This window comes from Pseudomonas sp. NY15374, assembly GCF_048068255.1.
GTDB lineage: Bacteria > Pseudomonadota > Gammaproteobacteria > Pseudomonadales > Pseudomonadaceae > Aquipseudomonas > Aquipseudomonas machongensis.
In genome coordinates, this window is sequence record NZ_JBLUPZ010000003.1 from 408,954 (window position 1) to 426,165 (window position 17,212).

Annotated in this window: 16 protein-coding genes; 10 read left to right on the plus strand and 6 right to left on the minus strand. The window is 63.7% G+C overall.

From position 1 onward, the window contains the following. The first annotated feature begins 74 nt into the window (after positions 1 to 74). The 9 genes from ACNFHO_RS09815 (at position 75) to ACNFHO_RS09855 (ending at position 10,267) form a co-directional block, all read left to right on the plus strand. Positions 75 to 1,382 carry a CitMHS family transporter gene (locus tag ACNFHO_RS09815; protein WP_054893331.1) on the plus strand — a complete coding sequence of 436 codons (1,308 nt, stop codon included), beginning with the start codon at positions 75 to 77 and terminating at the stop codon, positions 1,380 to 1,382. Between the two features lie 73 nt (positions 1,383 to 1,455). Then, a complete protein-coding gene (locus tag ACNFHO_RS09820; protein WP_054893332.1) occupies positions 1,456 to 2,226 on the plus strand; it encodes a TerC family protein in 771 nt (256 codons plus the stop codon). Between the two features lie 244 nt (positions 2,227 to 2,470). Beyond that, positions 2,471 to 4,129: a Na/Pi cotransporter family protein gene (locus tag ACNFHO_RS09825; protein ID WP_416766107.1), complete on the plus strand. Its 1,659-nt coding sequence runs from the start codon at positions 2,471 to 2,473 to the stop codon at positions 4,127 to 4,129. Positions 4,130 to 4,166: 37 nt separating this feature from the next. After that, a complete protein-coding gene (locus ACNFHO_RS09830; RefSeq protein ID WP_200604016.1) occupies positions 4,167 to 5,573 on the plus strand; it encodes a M16 family metallopeptidase in 1,407 nt (468 codons plus the stop codon). A gap of 88 nt (positions 5,574 to 5,661) precedes the next feature. Further along, complete coding sequence (locus ACNFHO_RS09835) at positions 5,662 to 6,684, plus strand: DUF5924 family protein (protein WP_065864710.1); 1,023 nt, start codon at positions 5,662 to 5,664, stop codon at positions 6,682 to 6,684. Positions 6,685 to 6,790: 106 nt separating this feature from the next. Beyond that, positions 6,791 to 7,912: an ABC transporter permease gene (locus ACNFHO_RS09840; protein WP_416766110.1), complete on the plus strand. Its 1,122-nt coding sequence runs from the start codon at positions 6,791 to 6,793 to the stop codon at positions 7,910 to 7,912. Further along, entirely contained in the window at positions 7,909 to 8,703 is a 795-nt protein-coding gene (locus tag ACNFHO_RS09845) for an ABC transporter ATP-binding protein (RefSeq protein ID WP_054893336.1), read from the plus strand. The genes ACNFHO_RS09840 and ACNFHO_RS09845 overlap by 4 nt, the downstream gene beginning before the upstream one ends. A gap of 2 nt (positions 8,704 to 8,705) precedes the next feature. Further along, positions 8,706 to 9,644: an MlaD family protein gene (locus ACNFHO_RS09850; RefSeq protein WP_065864707.1), complete on the plus strand. Its 939-nt coding sequence runs from the start codon at positions 8,706 to 8,708 to the stop codon at positions 9,642 to 9,644. Then, positions 9,641 to 10,267, plus strand: a complete 627-nt coding sequence (locus ACNFHO_RS09855) for an ABC-type transport auxiliary lipoprotein family protein (protein WP_054893338.1) — start codon at positions 9,641 to 9,643, stop codon at positions 10,265 to 10,267. Before ACNFHO_RS09850 ends, ACNFHO_RS09855 begins: the two co-directional genes overlap by 4 nt. On the opposite strand, the gene ACNFHO_RS09860 is transcribed toward ACNFHO_RS09855, so the two are convergent. The 6 genes from ACNFHO_RS09860 to ACNFHO_RS09885 form a co-directional block, all read right to left on the minus strand. Continuing rightward, positions 10,249 to 11,478 (minus strand): nucleoside recognition domain-containing protein, encoded by a 1,230-nt coding sequence (locus ACNFHO_RS09860; protein ID WP_054893339.1) that lies wholly within the window; start codon positions 11,476 to 11,478, stop codon positions 10,249 to 10,251. The two genes, ACNFHO_RS09855 and ACNFHO_RS09860, sit on opposite strands and share 19 nt — an antisense overlap. A gap of 145 nt (positions 11,479 to 11,623) precedes the next feature. Beyond that, positions 11,624 to 12,958 (minus strand): glutamate/aspartate:proton symporter GltP, encoded by a 1,335-nt coding sequence (gltP, locus tag ACNFHO_RS09865; RefSeq protein WP_416766112.1) that lies wholly within the window; start codon positions 12,956 to 12,958, stop codon positions 11,624 to 11,626. 738 nt (positions 12,959 to 13,696) lie between these two features. Beyond that, positions 13,697 to 14,167 (minus strand): inhibitor of vertebrate lysozyme family protein, encoded by a 471-nt coding sequence (locus ACNFHO_RS09870; RefSeq protein ID WP_063542020.1) that lies wholly within the window; start codon positions 14,165 to 14,167, stop codon positions 13,697 to 13,699. Then, positions 14,164 to 14,331, minus strand: coding sequence for a DUF1328 domain-containing protein (locus ACNFHO_RS09875; RefSeq protein ID WP_028695791.1), 168 nt, complete (start codon positions 14,329 to 14,331; stop codon positions 14,164 to 14,166). The genes ACNFHO_RS09870 and ACNFHO_RS09875 overlap by 4 nt, the downstream gene beginning before the upstream one ends. A gap of 40 nt (positions 14,332 to 14,371) precedes the next feature. Further along, the gene (locus ACNFHO_RS09880) at positions 14,372 to 14,656 is read right to left on the minus strand and encodes a hypothetical protein (RefSeq protein ID WP_063542018.1); all 285 of its coding nucleotides are present in this window, start codon (positions 14,654 to 14,656) and stop codon (positions 14,372 to 14,374) included. Positions 14,657 to 14,832: 176 nt separating this feature from the next. Continuing rightward, a complete protein-coding gene (locus tag ACNFHO_RS09885; RefSeq protein WP_054893343.1) occupies positions 14,833 to 15,654 on the minus strand; it encodes a BON domain-containing protein in 822 nt (273 codons plus the stop codon). Between the two features lie 211 nt (positions 15,655 to 15,865). On the opposite strand from ACNFHO_RS09885, the gene algB reads away from it, so the two are divergent. After that, positions 15,866 to 17,212 carry a sigma-54-dependent response regulator transcription factor AlgB gene (algB, locus tag ACNFHO_RS09890; protein WP_063542016.1) on the plus strand — a complete coding sequence of 449 codons (1,347 nt, stop codon included), beginning with the start codon at positions 15,866 to 15,868 and terminating at the stop codon, positions 17,210 to 17,212.

The following is a 17,212-nucleotide window of genomic DNA, read 5'->3' on the forward strand; positions in this document are numbered from 1 at the left end:
CCATGCACAGCGCCTGACGCGCTGATCCGCCCGAATCGTCCGTCCTTTCGCCGCGCCACGCCTGGAGTACCGCCATGCTGACCTTCCTTGGCTTTGCCATGGTCATCACCTTCATGTACCTGATCATGACCAAGCGCCTGTCGGCCTTGATCGCCCTGATCCTGGTACCGATCATTTTCGCCCTGTTCGGCGGCTTCTCCGCCAAGATCGGCCCCATGATGCTCGAAGGCATCAGCAAGCTCGCGCCCACCGGCGTGATGCTGATGTTCGCCATCCTCTACTTCGCCCTGATGATCGACTCCGGCCTGTTCGACCCGGCCGTGCGCAAGATCCTCAAGCTGGTCAAGGGCGACCCGCTGAAAGTCTCGGTAGGCACTGCCGTGCTGGCTTTGGTGGTCTCGCTCGACGGTGACGGCGCCACCACCTACATGATCTGCTGCGCCGCCATGCTGCCGCTGTACAGCCGCCTGGGCATGAGCCCGCGAATCATGGCCGGTTTGATCATCCTCGCCGGTGGCGTGATGAACATGACCCCCTGGGGTGGTCCGACCGCTCGCGCCGCCAGCGCGCTGCATGTAGACCCGTCGGACATCTTCGTGCCGATGATCCCGGCCATGGCCTTCGGTGTGCTGGCGATCCTCGCCATCGCCTACATGTACGGCAAGCGCGAGCGTGCCCGCCTGGGTGAGCTGCACCTGCCGACCGACGACATCGATCACAGCGAAATCAGCGTGTCGCAGTTCCCCGAAGCGCGCCGCCCCAAGCTGATCTGGTTCAACGGCGCCCTGACCGCTGCCCTGATGGTCGCGCTGATCTCCGGCGTGCTGCCGCTGCCGGTGCTGTTCATGATCGCCTTCAGTATCGCCATGATCGTCAACTACCCCTGCCTGCAACAGCAGAAGGACCGCATCGCAGCCCACGCCGGCAGCGTGCTGGCCGTGACCGGGCTGATCTTCGCCGCCGGTATCTTCACCGGCATTCTGTCCGGCACTGGCATGGTCGAGGCCATGTCCAAGAGCCTGCTGGCGGTGATCCCGGATGCGCTCGGCCCGTACCTGGCGGCCATCACCGCGATCGTCAGCATGCCGTTCACCTTCTTCATGTCCAATGACGCCTTCTACTACGGCGTGCTGCCGGTACTGGCCGAAGCCGCCAGCCACTACGGCATCACCCCGGTGGAAATGGCCCGTGCGTCGATCGTCGGACAACCGGTACACCTGCTCAGCCCACTGGTACCCTCCACCTACCTGCTGGTAGCCCTGGCGGGGATCGAATTCGGCGATCACCAGCGCTTCACCCTCAAGTGGGCAGTTCTGGTGTGCCTGTGCATAATGCTCGCCGCCTTGCTCATGGGAGTTTTCCCACTGATCAGTAGTCTGTAAGACAAGAGCACCACCCCACCGCGACACGCCCGCTCTCCCGGGCGCGTCGCCTTCATCGTTCGAAGGAATACACATGGAATGGCTGACCAGCCCGGAAATCTGGGTTGCCTTTTTCACCCTGACCGCACTCGAGATCGTGCTCGGGATCGACAACATCATCATGATCTCGATCCTGGTCAGCCGCATGCCCAAGCACATGCAGCCGCGCACGCGGATCTTCGGCCTGGCGCTGGCGATGGTCACCCGGATCATGCTGCTGCTCTCGATCACTTGGGTAATGCGCCTGACCGACGACCTGTTCGTGGTCTTCGGCGAGGGCATTTCGGGGCGCGACCTGATCCTGTTCTTCGGCGGCCTGTTCCTGCTGTGGAAAAGCTCCCAGGAGATCTACCACGGCCTCGAGGGTGAGGAGGAAAGCAGCGACGAACCCAAAGGCGCTGGCGGCAAGTTCTTCTACACCATCATCCAGATCGCCATCATCGACATCGTGTTCTCGCTGGACTCGGTGATCACCGCGGTGGGCATGGTCTCGCACGTTCCGGTGATGATCGCCGCGATCATCGTCGCCGTGCTGGTGATGATGCTTTGCGCCGGCACCATCAGCGATTTCATCGACAAGCACCCGTCGCTGAAGATGCTCGCGCTGTCGTTCCTGATCGTGGTCGGCACCGTGCTGATCGCCGAGTCCTTCGACGTGCACGTGCCGAAGGGCTATGTGTACTTCGCCATGGCGTTCTCGCTGGCGGTGGAAGCGATCAACATCCGCATGCGTACTGCAATGGCGCGCAAGGAAGGCAAGGAGCATGATCCGGTGAAACTGCGCAAGGACATTCCGGGTCAGTAAGTACCGGACGTCACTGAAAAGGCCCTTCGGGGCCTTTTTCGTTTGTCTGGACTGGCCCTGAACCACCCAACATGCTTGTGACAGAAATGTTTCAAATAAATGCCCGCCATGCCAAGCTGGCGACAACCGCGCAAAACAACTAAAGCTTCAGTGAGCACTGAATACAACGCCCACCCCCGGGCCAGGCTCACGGCTTCACCCATTGGCCCCGCACTGGGGCGTCGGTAATAAGGGGGCCTCGAACATGCTCACCCTGCTCAACCTGCTTTCCGCCGTGGCGCTGCTCGTCTGGGGCACGCATATCGTGCGCACCGGCATTCTTCGGGTTTACGGCTCGAACCTGCGCCGCGTGCTCAGCCAGAACATGGACCGTCGTGCGCTGGCCTTCATTGCTGGCATCGTCGTCACCGCCGTGGTGCAGAGCAGCAACGCCACCGCCATGCTGGTCACTTCCTTCGTCGGCCAGGGCCTGATGGCCATGACCCCAGCCCTGGCGATCATGCTCGGTGCCGACGTGGGTACTGCGCTGATGGCGCGGGTGCTGACCTTCGACCTGTCGTGGCTGTCGCCGTTGCTGGTGTTCGTCGGGGTGATCTTCTTCCTGTCGCGCAAGCAGACGCGCCTCGGCCAGATGGGCCGGGTGGCCATTGGCCTGGGCCTGATCATCCTGGCACTTGAACTGATCGTGCAGGCTGCTGCGCCGATCACCCATGCACAGGGTGTGAAAGTGCTGTTCGCCTCGCTGACCGGCGATATCCTGCTCGACGCCCTGGTCGGCGCCCTGTTCGCCATGATCACCTACTCCAGCCTCGCTGCCGTGCTGCTCACCGCGACCCTGGCCGGTGCCGAGGTGATCAGCCTGCCGGTGGCCATCGGCCTGGTGGTCGGCGCCAACATCGGCAGTGGAATGCTGGCCTTCATCAGCGCCCGCATGCAGAACGCTGCCGGGCGTCGCGTGGCGCTGGGCAGCCTGCTGTACAAGCTGATCGGCCTGCTGCTGATCATTCCGGTGCTGCACCCGCTGGTGGACTGGATGGACTCGCTGAGTTTCAGCCCGCAAGAGCTGGTGATCGGCTTCCATTTGCTCTACAACACCCTGCGTTGCCTGGTCATGCTGCCTACGGTCAAACCTATGGGGCGCCTGTGCACCACCCTGCTACCCGAACGCGAAGTCGCCAACGGCCAGGTCAAGCCCCGGCACCTCGACGCCTCGGCGCTGGAAACCCCCAGCCTGGCATTGGCCAACGCAGCCCGCGAGACCCTGCGCCTGGGCGACATCGTCGACAGCCTGCTCGAGGCCATGCTCGGCGCCCTGCGCGGCAGCCAGACCGCACTGCCACAACAGACCCGCGCCCTGGGCGAGGACGCCGAGGCCCTGTACAGCGCCATCAAGCTGTACCTGGCGCAGATGTCACGCGAGGACCTGAGCGAGCAGGACAACCGGCGCTGGGCCGAGATCATCGAACTGTCGATCAACCTCAAGCTGGCCAGCGACCTGATCGAGCGCATGCTGCGCAAGGTGCAGCAGCAGAAGACCTCACAGCGCCGGGAGTTCTCCCGGGTCGGCCTGGAAGAACTGACGGGCCTTCAGGAGCAACTGCTGGCCAACCTGCGCCTGGGCCTGTCGGTGTTCCTCAGCGCCGACCCTGAGAGCGCACGCCTGCTGTTGCGCGAGAAACGCCGCTTCCGCGCCCAGGAACGGCGCCTGGCCCACGCCCATGTCAGTCGCCTGCAACGCAAGGTGGTGCAGAGTATCGAGACCAGTTCGCTACACTTGGAGCTGATCGCCGACATGAAGCGGTTGAACTCTTTGTTCTGCAGCAGTGCCTATGTGGTACTGGGCGGCGCGGACACCGGCGGGCTTCTGCTCGACAGCGTGCCGGACGACGCCCGCCTGTCCTGACCCCCGCACACCTGGAGACCGGCCCGGAAGCCCGCCCATGCGTTGCCTGACCTTCGTTTGCCTGATCCTCTGCAGCCTGCCCTCGTTCGCCCTCGACCGCTCGCGGGTCGAAGGCTATCTGTTGCCCAACGGCCTGCAGGTGATTCTCAAGTCTGGGTACGAACGCGACCATGTGTCGATCCGCCTGGTGGTCGGCGTGGGCCTCGACGACTTCGAGTGCAACCAGCGCGAATTGCCGCACCTGCTCGAACACCTGCTGTTCAGCGGCATCGACGAGACCGGCGAAGGCGGCCTGGAAGAGCGCCTGCAGGCGCTGGGCGGGGAGTGGAACGCCTTCACCAGCGCCGCCGATACCACCTTCGTCATCGAGGCGCCGGCACGCAACCAGCGCAAGGTGCTCGACCTGCTGCTGGCGGCGGTGCGGGACACGAAGATCGATGCCAAGGCCCTGGCCACCGCCAAGAAAATCATCGAGCGCGAGGACGGCGGCCATTATGGCCACCTGCAGCGCTGGCTGGACCGCCAGGACATCGGCCACCCGGCCAGCGACCAGCTTGCCGTGGAACTGGGGCTCAAATGCCCGGAGCGCTCGGATATCGACGGCATGACCCTCAAACAGGTGCAGGCCATGCGCGAGCATTGGTACGCCGCCAACAACATGAGCCTGATCGTCGTCGGTGGCCTCGACCGCCTACTGCCGGCCTATCTGGAGCGTACCTACGGCGAGCTGCCAGCCACCGAGCCAGGCGAGCGGCGCAACCTCGACAGCATCAGCCAGCAGGCCGAGCAACGCCGCGACCTGACCCGTGGCTGGCTGGGCGACACCGCCAGGCTGCACTGGCTGTTCATCGAGCCGGTACTCGACAGCAATCACGACCAGACCCTCGAACTGCTCTCGCGCTACCTCGACTGGGCTGCGTACGATCAACTGCGATTGCGCCACGGCCTGGCCTACGGGCCCTCGGTGCGGCGTGAAAGTTTCGGCGACAGTGGCATGCTCAGCTTCAACGCCGATCTTGAGCGCCAGGACATCGACGAAGCGGTTAAGGTGCTGCAGGACTTGTTCGAGCACCTGCGCAAGCACGGCCTGGATGCAGACACCTTTGCCCGCCTCAAGGAGGCCGCGATTGCCCGCGAAAGCTGGACCACCCAGGGCAACAGCGCACTGGCTGACTATTACTGGGGCGCGCTGAACGACTACGAGGACGGCCGTTTCACAGACCCGATCGGCAAACTGCGCAAGGTCAGCCTGAAGGAGGCCAACGAAGCGCTGCGGTTGTTGCTCAAGGAGCCTGGCTACCTGCGCATCGAGAAGCCACTGCTGGGCTATGACGAGTTGTACGGGTTGGTGGCGCTGGGGTTGGGGCTGATACTCGCCATCGGGCTGATCCGCAAAAGGCGCCAGCCGGCGGATCGCCCCAGCGGCGCTACACGGGACAGCTGATTCGGCGGTATCCTGTTTCGGCCTCTTCGCCATTGCGACTTGCCCGCGAAGAGGCCAGAACAGTCACCCCTTATCGCTGCCCATCCCCATGCCTCCCATACCCCACATCGTCCAACGCATCATCGAACTGCTCAAACGCTATCCCGGGGTCATCGCCCTTGGCGGCTTCCTGTCCGGCATTGGCAGTTTCATCCTGGTCGACCGCCAGGCCGGCCTCGCCAGTTGGATCGCCGTGCTGATGCTGATCAGCTGGGTCTGGCTGATGCTCGAGAACACCCTGACGGGACTGTTCGCACGCACGTTCAAGCGCGAAATCCCGCAGCCACTTTTGCGTTACGCCACACAGATGATCCACCAGGAAAGTCTGTTCTTCGTCCTGCCGTTCTTCTTCATCACCACCACCTGGAACAGCGGCCAGCTGGTGTTCACCGGCTTGCTCGGCGCAGCCGGGCTGATCTCCATCGTCGATCCGCTGTACTACAAATGGCTCGCACCGCGGCGCTGGCTGTTCATGGCGCTGCACACCCTGACCCTGTTCGCCGCGCTGCTCACGGCGCTGCCGATCATCCTGCACCTGACCACCGCACAGAGCTTCAAGCTGGCGCTGATCGCGGCCATGGCGCTGTCATTCCCGAGCCTGGCCAGCAGTTTCCCGATCAACAACTGGCGCCGCGCCGTGGCGCTGGTCCTGGTGACCCTGACCGTGGGCGGAGGCGGTTGGCTGCTGCGCTCATGGGTGCCCCCGGCGACCCTGTGGATGACCGAAGTGGCGGTGACCACCGAGCTGCAGGACCGCCAGCCCGGCGAATCGCTGGACGAGATCGCCGCCAGCCGCATTCGCAGCGCGGGGCTGTACGCCTACACCGCAATCAACGCCCCGCGCGGGCTGAACGAGCGGATCTATCACGTGTGGCAGCAGGACGGTAAAGAGGTCGACCGCATCGCCCTGGACATCCACGGCGGGCGCAAGGAAGGCTACCGGGCCTGGACCCACAAGCAGAACTTCCCGCCCAACCCGGTGGGCAAGTGGCAGGTGCGGGTGCTGACCGAGGATGGCCAGGTGATCGGCGTGCTGCGCTTCAAGGTGGTCGAGGATGTACCGGCGGGGTGAGGGTTCGGCACCGCGTCGCCGCCGTTGCGACTTGCCCCGCGATTGAAGCCACCGCCGCTGCAACAGGCTATGATCTGACCCACCGCCGTCGTGCAGAGTCAGAAGCATGGAGCCCAGCGCCACCCTCGACACCCGCCAGCACCCCGCGCGCCTGCTGATCGCCGGCGACTGGACCTTGGCCCACTACACCAGCCTCAAGCGCGACAGCGAGCGCCTGCGCGACCAGTACGGTGCTGACACGATCGCCGACCTCAGCCAGCTTGGGCGCCTGGACACCGCCGGTGCCTCGCTGCTGGCCGAGTTGCTGGGCGCCGAGCGCCTGTCGCACTGCACCGACGAGCTCCCCGAGGCCAGCCGAGCCTTGCTCAGGATGGTGTATGGCTCGGTGCAGGACTACTGCATCCCGATCAAGGAAGCCGAACAACCGGTCATGCTGCAATTGCTCGCACGCATCGGCTGCGCCGTCGACACACTCTGGCAGGACACCCGGCAACTACTCGGTTTCGTCGGCCTGATCCTCGCCACCCTCGCCACCCGGCTCCTGCAACCACACAAGTGGCGGGTCACCCCGGTGGTCGCGCACATCGAGCAGACAGGCCTGGACGCCGCGCCCATCGTCGCCTTGCTGACCTTCCTGGTCGGCGCCGTAGTGGCCTTTCTCGGGGCCACGGTGCTGGCCGACTTCGGTGCGACGGTCTTTACCGTCGACCTGGTGGCCTTCTCCTTCCTGCGCGAATTCGCCGTGCTGCTCACCGCGATCCTGATGGCCGGGCGCACGGCCAGCGCCTTCACCGCGCAGCTCGGCTCGATGAAGGCCAACGAGGAGATCGACGCCATCCGCACCCTGGGCCTGAACCCCATCGAACTGCTGGTGGTGCCGCGGGTTCTGGCGCTGCTGATCGCCTTGCCGCTGCTGACCTTCGTCGCCATGGTCTGCGGCATCGTCGGCGGCGCGGTGGTCTGTGCGCTGTCGTTGGACATCCCGCCGGCCATGTTCCTCTCGCTGCTGCAGAGCGACATTGGCGTGCAGCACTTCCTGGTCGGCCTGCTCAAGGCGCCGTTCTTCGCCTTCCTGATCGCCGCCATCGGCTGCCTGGAAGGTTTCAAGGTCAGTGGCAGCGCCGAGTCGGTCGGGGCCCACACCACTTCGGCGGTGGTGCAGTCGATCTTCGTGGTCATCGTGCTGGATGCCGTGGCTGCGTTGTTCTTCATGGAGATGGGCTGGTGAGTGGCACACGTGAAGCGGTGATCGAAGCCCGTGGCCTGTGCAACCGTTTCGGTAGTCAGAGCGTGCACGAGAACCTCGACCTGGACCTGTACCGCGGCGAGATCCTCGCCGTGGTCGGCGGTTCGGGGAGCGGCAAGTCGGTGCTGCTGCGCAGCATCGTCGGCCTGCGTCGGCCCAACGAGGGCAGGGTGAAGGTGTTCGGCCAGGACCTGGCCACGCTGAACGACGACCAACGCTCGCAGGTGGAGCGGCGCTTCGGTGTGCTGTTCCAGAAGGGCGCGTTGTTCTCGTCACTGACCGTCACCGAGAACGTCGCGCTGCCGTTGATCGAGCATGCCGGGCTGTCACGCGCCGACGCCGAACACCTGGCCGGGGTCAAGCTGGCGCTGGCGGGGCTGCCGATCAGCGCCGCCGACAAGTACCCGGCCTCGCTGTCCGGCGGCATGATCAAGCGCGCGGCCCTGGCCCGCGCGCTGGCACTGGACCCGGACATCCTGTTCCTCGACGAACCCACCGCAGGCCTGGACCCGATCGGCGCAGCGGCATTCGACCAACTGATCCTGACCCTGCGCGACGCCCTCGGGCTTTCGGTGTTCCTCATCACCCACGACCTGGACACCCTCTACACCATCACCGACCGGGTGGCGGTGCTGTCGCAGAAGAGGGTACTGGTCGCAGGCCCGCTGGCCGAGGTCGAACGCACCGACGATCCCTGGATTCACGAATACTTTCACGGCCCGCGCGGACGTGCAGCCGAACAGGCAGCCGCAAGCGCGGGACAGGAGCACTGACGATGGAAACCCGAGCTCATCACGTCCTCATCGGACTGGTCACCGTGCTGGTCGTGGCCGGCGCCATGCTGTTCGGCCTGTGGCTGACCAAATCCAGCGTCGACGATGCCTTCAAAGATTATGAAGTGGTGTTCAACGAGGCCGTTTCGGGCCTGTCCCGGGGAAGCGCGGTGCAGTACAACGGCATCAAGGTCGGCGATGTCAGCACCTTGCGCCTCGACCCGCAGGACCCGCGCCGGGTGCTGGCGCGCATCCGCCTGAGCGCCGACACACCGGTCAAGGAAGACACCCAGGCCAAGCTCACGCTCGCCGGAGTGACCGGCAACTCGTTCATCCAGCTCAGCGGCGGCACGCCGCAGAGCCCGTCGCTCAAGGGCAAGGACGGACAGCTGCCGGTGATCGTCGCCTCGCCGTCGCCGATCTCACGCCTGCTCAACGACAGCAGCGACCTGGTGACCAACATCAACCTGCTGCTGCACAACGCCAACCAGATGTTCTCGGAAAACAACATCGAACGCCTGAGCAACACCCTGGCCAACCTCGAACAGACTACCGGTGCGTTCGCCAGCCAGAAGGGCGGCATCGCCCAGGCCATCGAGCAACTCGGTCAGGTCGGCAAGCAGGCCAGCGCCACCCTGGCCGAGACACAGGCGCTGATGCGCAACGCCAATGGCCTGCTCGGCAGCGAGGGCAAGCAAGCCTTCGGCAGCGCGGAGCAGGCCATGCAGTCGCTGGCTCAGAGCACCGCGACCATCAATGACCTGCTCAAGAACAACCGCGAGGCGCTCGACGACGGCGCCCAAGGCCTGAATCAGCTGGCCCCGGCAATCCGCGAGCTGCGCGAAACCCTCAATGCCCTCAAGGGCATCTCCCGGCGCCTGGAGGCCGACCCCAGCGGCTACCTGCTGGGCCGCGACCCAACCAAGGAGTTCCAGCCATGAGGCCGTCCCTTCGCCTGCTCGCCGCAGGCAGCCTGCTGAGCCTGGCCAGCGCCTGCTCGATCCTGCCACAGGCCGAGCCCACCGATATCTATCGCCTGCCGGTGAACCAGCAGAGCCGCCCGGCGACACCCGTGGATTGGTCGCTGCGCCTGAACAAGCCGCTGGCCAGCGAAGTCCTGGCCGGGCCGCGTATCGCCGTGATTGCGCAAGGCGACGTGATCAGCAGCTACAAGGGCGCGCGCTGGAGCGATCCGGTGCCACTGCTGGTGCGCAATCGCCTGCTCGATGCCTTCCAGCGGGACGGCCGGGTGCAACGCCTGAGCGCCGATGACAGCAACCTGCAGGCCGACTACGAGCTGGCGGGTGAGCTGCAAGCGTTCCAGAGCGAATACCGCGAAAACGGGGTGCAGGTACTGATCCGCTACGACGCGCGGCTGGTGCAAGGGCGCAGCCAGCGCATCCTTGCCAGCCAACGCTTCGAGGTGCTCCAGCCACTGGCCGACAAGCAGGTGCCGGCAGTGGTCAGCGGCTTTGGCGCTGCCAGCGACCAGCTCGCGCGCCAGGTGGTGGACTGGACAGTCGCCCAGGCCTCACGGATGCAGGCTCAGGCGAAGAACCAGTAGCAGACGAAGATCGCCGCGATCACCCCGGACAGCTCGGCCAGCAGCGCGCAGCCCACTGCGTGACGCACGCGCTGGATACCCACGGCGCCGAAGTACACCGCCAGCACGTAGAAGGTGGTTTCGGTACTGCCCTGAATGGTCGCGGCCACGAGCGCCGGGAAGCTGTCGACACCGTGGGTCTGCATGGTCTCGATCAGCATCGCCCGCGCCGCGCTGCCGGAGAACGGCTTGACCAGTGCCGTGGGCAGGCCTTCCACGAAGCGGCTGTCCACGCCCATCCACTCGACCGCATGGCGGATGCCGCCCAGCGCCAGCTCGAGCGCCCCGGAGGCACGCAGCACACCCACTGCGACCAGCATCGCGACCAGATAGGGCAACAGGCTCTTGGCGACGTCGAAGCCTTCTTTGGCGCCCTCGACGAAGGCCTCGTAGACCTTCACCTTGCGCAGCGCACCGATCACCAGAAACAGCATGATCACGCCGAACAGCGTCAGGTTGCCGAGGATCGACGACAGGCTCGCCAACGCAGCCGCCGACAACGTGCCGAGAAACGCCATGAAGCCACCCAGCAGCAGGGCGCCGGGGATGAAGTAGGCCAGCACCACCGGATCCCACAGGCGCAGGCGCTGCATCACGGCAACCGACAGCAGGCCGACCAGGGTCGAGACGCTGGTCGCCAGCAGGATGGGCAGGAACACCAGCGTCGGGTCGGGGGCGCCTTGCTGGGCGCGGTACATGAAGATGGTGACCGGCAGCAGGGTCAGCGACGAGGCGTTGAGCACCAGGAACAGGATCTGCGCGTTACTCGCCGTGGTGCTGCTGGGGTTGAGCTCCTGCAGCGCACGCATGGCCTTCAGGCCGATGGGCGTGGCGGCGTTGTCCAGGCCCAGGCCGTTGGCAGCGAAGTTCATGGTGATCAGGCCCAGGGCAGGGTGTCCGGGCGGCACTTCCGGCATCAGGCGCGCGAACAGCGGGCCGAGAACCTTGGCCAGCCACTCGACGATACCGGCCTTTTCGGCAATCTTGAGAAAGCCCAGCCACAAGGTGAGGGTGCCGAACAGCAGGACCATGACCTCGACCGACAGCTTGGCCATGGCGAAGATGCTCTCGACCATCGCAGCGAAGATTCCCGCGTTGCCGCCGACCAGCCACTGGGCCAGGGCGGAGATGGCCGCTACCACGAAAAAGCCGAGCCAGAGGCCGTTGAGCATCTGCAATCCCCCTGAAAAATGCCCGAATGATAGCGCATAAGGCGCCCTGAATCCGATCCCTGCAAGAGCGGCCGACAGGGGTGGTGTCGGACGCCACAATGCAAAAAGCCCCGACGGGTCGGGGCTCTTGCATGCAGCTGGAGGCTTACTGGTTGACGGTCTTGCCCGCCACCATGGCTTCTTTCTTGCCGTTCGCCTGGAACAGCGAGTTGTAGTATGCCTCGCCCTTGGCGCTGTCGTACATGCCTTGCCACTTGGCGATCACCACGGCGGCCAGGGCGTTGCCCACCACGTTCAGCGCGGTACGGGCCATGTCCATGATGCGGTCGACACCGGCGATGAAGGCCAGGCCTTCCAGCGGAATGCCCACGCTGCCTAGGGTCGCCAGCAGCACCACGAAGGAGACGCCCGGCACACCGGCAATACCCTTGGAGGTGACCATCAGGGTCAGCACCAGCAGTAGCTGTTGGCTGATCGACAGGTCGATGCCGTACAGCTGGGCGATGAAGATCGCCGCGATGCTCTGGTACAGGGTCGAACCGTCGAGGTTGAACGAGTAGCCGGTCGGTACCACGAAGGAGCAGATCGACTTCGGCGCACCGTACTTCTCCATCTTCTCGATCACGCGCGGCAGCACGGTCTCGGAGCTGGAGGTGGAGTAGGCGAGGATCAGCTCGTCCTTCATGATGCGCATGATCTTGATGATCGAGAAGCCGAACACGCGTGCCACCAGGCCCAGCACCATGAAGGCGAAGAAGGCGATGGCGAAGTACACCAGCAGCACCAGCTTGGCCAGCGGCAGCAGCGAGGCGAAGCCGAAGTTGGCGACGGTCGCGGCGATCAGGGCGAATACGCCGATCGGGGCGTAGTTCATGATCATGTGGGTGACCTTGAACATGGTCTCCGACACACCCTGGAAGGTACGCACCAGCGGCTCGCGCAGGTCGGCATTGAGGCTCGAGAGGCCCATGCCGAACATGACCGAGAAGAAGATGATCGGCAGCATCTCGCCACGCATCAGCGCTGCGAAGATATTCGATGGGATCAGGTTGAGCAGGGTCTCGATGAACGCATGCTCATGCTGTACCTCGGCCGCCGTGGCCTGGTACTTGGAGATGTCGACGGTGCCCAGGGTGCTCATGTCGATGCCGGCACCTGGGTGGAACACATTGGCCAGTACCAGACCGACGACGATGGCGATGGTGGTCACCACTTCGAAGTAGAGAATGGTCTTCAGGCCGATGCTGCCCAGTTTCTTCGCGTCGCCAACCCCGGCGATGCCCACGATCAGCGACGAAATCACGATCGGGACGACGATCATCTTGATCAGGCGAATGAAGATGTCGCCGGCGGGCTGGAGGACGTTGCTGATCCACCATGCCTTTTCTGCACTGAAATGATTCAGTAGCGCGCCGACTGCAACGCCCAGGACGAGACCGATCACGATCTGCCAGGCGAGGCTCAGTTTTGCCTTCTTCATGTCGTTACCTTTGTTGTAGTGGTCATGGCCAGCAGATCGGAAAAGCGCGTCCCAGAGCCTTTGGCAACGTCACGGGCAGCGATTGGCTTCCGTCTGGCGACCCTGTTCTCAGGTCAACGCCAGCGAGCGAACGAGCGCTCGGGCCAGCTAAAAAGGCGGCAACTATTGCGACGTGGACAGGGTCAGTCTAATGCCGGAAACGACTACCCCATGCCGAATCGGCATAGGAAAAGACCGCAAATCGGCCAATTCAGCGGCCAAAAAATCCAGGCGTTCGGTTTTCCGAACAAGACCAAACCGCCATTTTTAGGCAGAAACGACTGGATCAGTTCGAGGGTGGTGGAGGGTTGTTCGACAATCCGAATGGGAGAAAACACACCCTGCGCACAGCGCAATCGAGGGGAAAAAAATTCGATATACGGTTACGACAAAATGTGTCTTGAGAGAAAAATCGTACAAGTACGTTCTGGAAGGGAAATTTCTGTAAGGACGCTTCGGAAGCCAGGTCGAGTGTTAGTGCCTTTTCCGACACCACTGACCTGGATCTTCCGATGCTGTCTCTCCTGACCCGGCCCTCGTCGGAGGTACTCCCTGTACCCCTAGGCCACTCCGATCCTGACGCGATCAGAACAGCCCGGCCCCCTGGTCATGTGCTGCCTCTCCTCGAGGCGGCGCATCATGGACGACGCAACGGTAAATACGTTCAACGTCCATCCGATTACGGTGCGCGACCGTTGGTCAGTACCAGTTCGGATCGCGCTTGAGCTGCTCCTGCAGCAGCTTCTTCATGCCGTCATCCGGCTCGCCCAGCCAGCGATAATCCGCATGGCGGGTCGGCGACTTGTCTGAGGGCAGACCTTCGGGAACCTCCACGAGCATCCCGTAGGCTTCATCCTTGTCCCAGCTGAACGCAACGATCAGGCGCTTGTACGTGCAGTTGTCGTCCGACTCGCAGAGAGGGCCGACCAGATACTTGTCGCCATCCTCGGTCACCGCCGACATCTGCTGCGCAGAGCTACCGCTGAGGTTGATCACCCACTCGGGCAGGCGTTCTTCATTCTTTATGGTCTTCTGCCAGGTCTGGCGGTACTCCGGGTCCGACCCCAGCAACTGGTTAGCCCGTACCTGACCGTCATTGGCTGCCATCGCCGCCGAGCCACCGCCCACGAGCAGGGCGGTGACCAGGGCGTTAAAGAGCATCCTGCTCATGGGCGTCCTCTACCGCGTCCGAAGAAGAAGGAAGCGACGAACAGGACCAGGAAGACAATGAACAGGATCTTCGCGATACCCGTTGCGGCGCCGGCGATACCACCGAAGCCCAGCACTGCGGCGACAATGGCGATGATCAGGAATGTGATAGCCCAGCTCAGCATGGTGTTTCTCCTTTCTTTTCGGGATAGGGTCGGTGTGGCACTAGAACACCCAGCGTTCCTGAGGAACGATGTTTTCCAGGGTGGCCGGCGAAGCATTGGCCGAAGGCAGCGGCTGTGCCGCCTTGACCAGGGTGGTGGCGTGATTCGTCTTCAATTGCGTCAACAACGCAGTCTGAGCAGCTACCTGGTCGGCCAGGCGAGCGGTCTGCCAGCTGTGATAGAACAGGCCGCCGGCGAGGGTCAGTACCAGTGCCATCGCCAGGTACAGAAACTGATGCACGGGCAGCGCTGCGTCCTGCGAACGGTTGACTGATTGGCGATTCATGCCGGCTCCTCCTGCTGTATTTGTTATCCAAACCTTGAGGGAGTTATTGCAGCCTGCATGCCAGCTTTTTAATCTCAAAAAAATCTTTATAAATCAGTCAGTTATGCGCAATTGGAAAATGCAGCAAGGACGTATCCTGCACGATGCCTTGCTGCACGCCGTGCGTTTTGCACGATTCAACCTTCCACTTTGCTCGCCACCTTCAGCAGGTCGGCATCCACGCCCCGTACTCCGAGGATCTGCCCCGCAATCTGCACGGCGATGGTCTTCTGCTCCTGGCTGACCACCTCGCCAGACAGTCGCACCAGGCCTTCCTGGCTCGCGACCTTGATGTTCGGCCCGTCGAGATTACGGCTGTAGCGCAAGCTGCTTTGTACCTTGTCGATGATCCAGGCATCGCTGGGCTGCGGCCCTGTCGGAACAGTCGGCGGATTTTCACGGGCCTGGGCCATGGCTGCGGAATCCAGGCTGATCAGATTGTTGACCAGGTACACGCCCTCGCTGGTACGGGCGATGACCCCGGCCAGCTCCTTGGCCTCGACGTTGTCGACGCGACCGCGCATGGTCACCACGCCCTCGCGGCTCTCGACCTCGATTGGCGCCTTTTCCGTCACCCGGCTCCAGAGCAGGCGCGCGCGGATGATCGCGGTCAAGGTGGCGTCCTCAAGGCGTTGGGCGTAGGCACGCCGCTCAAGCGGCTGTTCCGCCAGCTCGGCATTGACCTGCAGACGGTTATCCACCCGCTCGATACCGCGGGTGGCCAAGGCGACACGCTCGGCCAGGTCGCGCTCGACAGGATTTTCCACCTCACCGCTGAGGCGGGCCTGCTGCCCCTCCACCTGCACCTCTATGCGGAACGGATTGAGTACCTTGTTGAGGGAAACCGCAGTCTGCACGGCGCCCTCCAGCCGTGCATCCTGCAACGGGTCGGCGACAACGGGACCGACTGCCAGCAGCAGGCCGGCAGCCAGGGCGCAATGACGTGGGAACAAAGGCATGGCACTTCTCCTTTTTCGTAACAAATCCAACCAACCTCGCAACCTGCATGCCAGCGTCACGAATGCTGGAAAATCTATTTATTTCAATCTGTTAGCCAATAAACAGAGCAACAGCTAGCATGCACAGGACGGAATCCTTCAGAATCGACCATGCAACTTGCCCGATTTTTCCGACACTAACTGAGATCAATCCCATAGGAGCGCAGGAAAAATGGAACCAGCCCAGGACAAGCAAGGCCGCATTCTGCTGGTGGACGACGAGTCCGCGATCCTGCGCACCTTCCGTTACTGCCTCGAAGACGAGGGCTACAGCGTCGCCACGGCCAACAGTGCCGTTCAGGCAGAGACCCTGTTGCAACGCCAGGTGTTCGATCTGTGCTTCCTCGACCTGCGCCTGGGAGAGGACAACGGCCTAGACGTGCTGGCCCAGATGCGCATCCAGGCGCCCTGGATGCGCGTGGTGATCGTCACTGCACACTCGGCGATCGATACCGCAGTGGATGCCATCCAGGCCGGCGCTGCCGACTATCTGGTCAAACCCTGCAGCCCCGACCAGTTGCGCCTGGCCACCGCCAAGCAACTGGAGGTGCGCCAACTGTCGGCGCGCCTGGAAGCGCTGGAAGGCGAAGTGCGCAAGCCCAAGGACGGTCTCGACTCCCACAGCCCGCAAATGATGGCGGTGCTGGAAACCGCGCGGCAGGTGGCGACCACCGATGCCAATATCCTCATCCTGGGCGAGTCCGGCACCGGCAAGGGCGAACTGGCCCGCGCCATTCACGGCTGGAGCAAACGCGCACGCAAGGCCTGCGTGACCATCAACTGCCCCTCGCTGAACGCCGAGCTGATGGAAAGCGAACTGTTTGGTCATACCCGTGGCGCCTTCACCGGCGCCAGCGAGAGCACGCTCGGGCGGGTCAGCCAGGCGGACGGCGGCACGCTGTTCCTCGACGAAATCGGTGATTTCCCACTGACCCTGCAGCCCAAATTGCTGCGTTTCATCCAGGACAAGGAATACGAAAGGGTCGGCGATCCGGTCACCCGTCGGGCGGACGTTCGCATCCTCGCCGCAACCAACCTCAACCTTGAGGAGATGGTGCGCGAGAGCCGCTTCCGTGAAGACCTGCTGTACCGCCTCAACGTCATCACCCTGCACCTGCCGCCACTGCGCGAGCGCAGCGAGGACATCCTCACGCTCGCCGATCGCTTCCTCGCACGTTTCGTGAAGGAGTATTCGCGCCCGGCGCGGGGATTCAGCGACGAGGCCCGTGCGGCACTGCTCAACTACCGCTGGCCGGGCAACATCCGCGAACTGCGCAACGTGGTGGAGCGCGCCAGCATCATCTGCCCGCAGGAGCGCGTGGAAATCAGCCACCTGGGGATGGGCGAGCAGCCCACCGGCAACGCCGCGAAGGTTGGCGCAGCGTTGAGTCTCGATGAGCTGGAGCGCGCCCACATCGGTGCCGTCCTGGCAGCCAGCGATACCCTCGACCAGGCCGCCAAGACCCTCGGTATCGATGCCTCCACCCTGTACCGCAAGCGCAAGCAGTACAACCTGTGA